This is a genomic window from Microvirga sp. P4_G7 (assembly GCF_056401005.1).
This window is the reverse complement of record NZ_JBFUKD010000559.1, coordinates 1-2,497: the sequence shown is the minus strand read 5'-3', so window position 1 is coordinate 2,497 and position 2,497 is coordinate 1. Positions and strand designations below refer to the sequence as shown.

Below are 2,497 nucleotides of genomic sequence, written 5' to 3'. Positions count from 1 at the left end.
TTCCTGCTGGTCCTGTTCGGATTCGCCCTCTTCGTCGTTATCCTCGTCATCGGCCTCGGAGGAATTCTCGTCGGCCATGTCGAGGGAGGACAGCAATTCGCGCACGCCGCGGGCGAAATCGCGCTGGTTCTCCATCCGCTTGAGCAATCCATCGAGATCCGCACCCGCGCGGTCCTCGACGAAGTCGCGCCACAGGTCGACGATCTTCGCCGCCGCAGCCGGAGGTTTCTCGCCCGTGAGACGTTCACGCACCATCAGGGCAACCGCATCTTCCAAAGGTGCGTCGGCGCGGTCGGTGATTTCCTCGTATTTTCCACCGCGATGATAGCGGTCGTCCAGCATTGCGGTGATGTTGGAGGCGACACCTTTCATGCGCCGCGACCCGATCGATTCCACACGCGCCTGCTCGACCGCATCGAATACGGCGCGCGCGGCCTGTCCTTCAGGCGCCAGACGCCGGTGCAACGTGGTGTCGTGGCAGGCGAGGCGCAAAGCCATCGAATCGGCTTGGCCGCGGAGGATGGCGACATCGTGCGCCGTGAGCTTGCGCGGCGGCTCGGGAAGGCGCGCTTTGTCGCCGAGAAGTGCCGGCCGATCGGACGCGAATGTGACCTCGAGATCCTGCTTGCGCGCGATAGCCTTCATGCAGCCGGCGATCGAACGCTTCAGCGGTTCGGCCGGAGCTTCCTTCTTTTCGCCCGGTTTGCGGTTCGAGAGGGACATGGTTGCCTGTCGTTTTCGGTAAGCCCTCGTCCTGAAGAGGCCATCGGCCGTCTCGAAGAACGAAGGCGTCTCCAGAGATTTCTGGACCCGGCATCCTGATCCTTCGAGACGTTTTATTCCTCAGGACGAGGATGCCTGATCGCAGCCGCTCAACTCAGGGCGATATTCACGGAACTCTCCGGCAGATCCTTGCCGAAGCAGCGTTGGTAGAACTCCGCGACGAGCGCGCGCTCCAGTTCATCGCACTTGTTGAGGAACGTGACACGGAACGCAAAGCCGGTCTCGCCGAAGATTTCGGCGTTCTCTGCCCAAGTGATCACCGTACGCGGGCTCATGACCGTCGACAGGTCGCCATTCATGAACGCACTGCGCGTCAGATCGGCGACGCGCACCATCTTGTTGACGATGTCGCGTCCCTGCTCGTCCTCCTGATAATGCTTCGCCTTGGAGAGGACGATGTCCACTTCCTTGTCGTGCGGGAGGTAGTTGAGCGTCGTGACGATCGACCAGCGATCCATCTGGCCCTGGTTGATCTGCTGCGTGCCGTGATAGAGGCCCGATGTGTCGCCGAGGCCGACCGTATTGGCCGTCGCGAAAAGGCGGAACGCCGGATGCGGCTTGATCACGCGCTTCTGGTCGAGCAACGTCAGCTTGCCGGACTGCTCGAGAACGCGCTGGATCACGAACATCACGTCAGGCCGGCCGGCATCGTATTCGTCGAAGACGAGCGCCACGTTGTTCTGCAGCGCCCACGGCAGAATGCCGTCCTGGAAGGCCGTGACTTGCTTGCCCTCTTGCAGAACGATCGCATCCTTGCCGACGAGATCGATACGCGACACGTGACTGTCGAGATTGACGCGGACGCAGGGCCAGTTGAGGCGCGCTGCGACTTGCTCGATATGGGTCGATTTTCCGGTGCCGTGATAGCCGGTGATCATCACGCGGCGATTGCGGGCAAAGCCGGCCAAGATGGCGAGTGTCGTCTCGCGATCGAAGAGGTAGTCGGGATCGAGGTCCGGCACATGCTCTTCGGCTTGCGAGAAGGCCGGCACCTCGAGGTCAGAGTCGATGCCGAAAACCTGTCGCACGGACACTTTCATATCCGGCAGAAGGGTCGCTGTCTCGGGGGCTGCTGCCTGCATGGGGGCCTCTCGGTCTTGTCTCGAACTGTCAAATCACGCGCTTCAGGGCTTTTACAGACCAAGCCCGTGAGGTGCAAATTCCTTAGCTTGTGTATTTTGCCGGCTTATCAGTTAGCACAATCCCGCGCTTTTCAGCGTGTCGTGCGCTTTGATGATGTCGCGCAGACGAGCCTCGTAGGATCGGTCGCCGCCATTGGCATCGGGATGGAAGCGTTTCACCAGAGCTTTGTACTGGGCTTTGATGGCCGGTCCGTCCGCAGAATCGTCAAGCCCGAGCACATCGAGTGCACGGCGTGCCGCGCCGGTGTAGCGGGGCTTCTTCGGCTCGGTCGGCGCCTTGCGTCCCCGGGCGCGGCGGAAATCCTCGCCATTGAGGACACCCAACGGATCGAAATAGGCCCAATCCTTGGTTTGCTCCGTAGCCGATTCCGGTTTCGCCGATGAGTTGACGCCCATCACGCGAGTCGGGCGATGTCCGGTCAGTGCGTCCTTTTGGTACGCCGCCAAGGCGGAATCGGACATCCCGTCGAAGTAATTGTAGGTTGCATTGTAGGCGCGCACATGATCGAGGCAGAAGCGGAAATACTGCCCCTCGCGATTGCGACCCTTGGGCGCCTTGTGCTCGCCGATGG

2 protein-coding genes and 1 pseudogene are annotated in these 2,497 nt (G+C 61.4%); all 3 read right to left on the bottom strand.

Going from position 1 to position 2,497, the window contains the following annotated elements; translation table 11 throughout:
- A pseudogene (locus AC1DT3_RS17890) lies at positions 1–723 on the bottom strand (cobaltochelatase subunit CobT); the annotation flags it as partial.
- A gap of 149 nt (positions 724–872) precedes the next feature.
- The gene (cobS, locus tag AC1DT3_RS17885) at positions 873–1,865 is read right to left on the bottom strand and encodes a cobaltochelatase subunit CobS (RefSeq protein ID WP_477466580.1); all 993 of its coding nucleotides are present in this window, start codon (positions 1,863–1,865) and stop codon (positions 873–875) included.
- Between the two features lie 111 nt (positions 1,866–1,976).
- A partial coding sequence (locus AC1DT3_RS17880) for a J domain-containing protein (RefSeq protein WP_477466579.1) occupies positions 1,977–2,497 on the bottom strand: 521 nt, incomplete at its 5' end.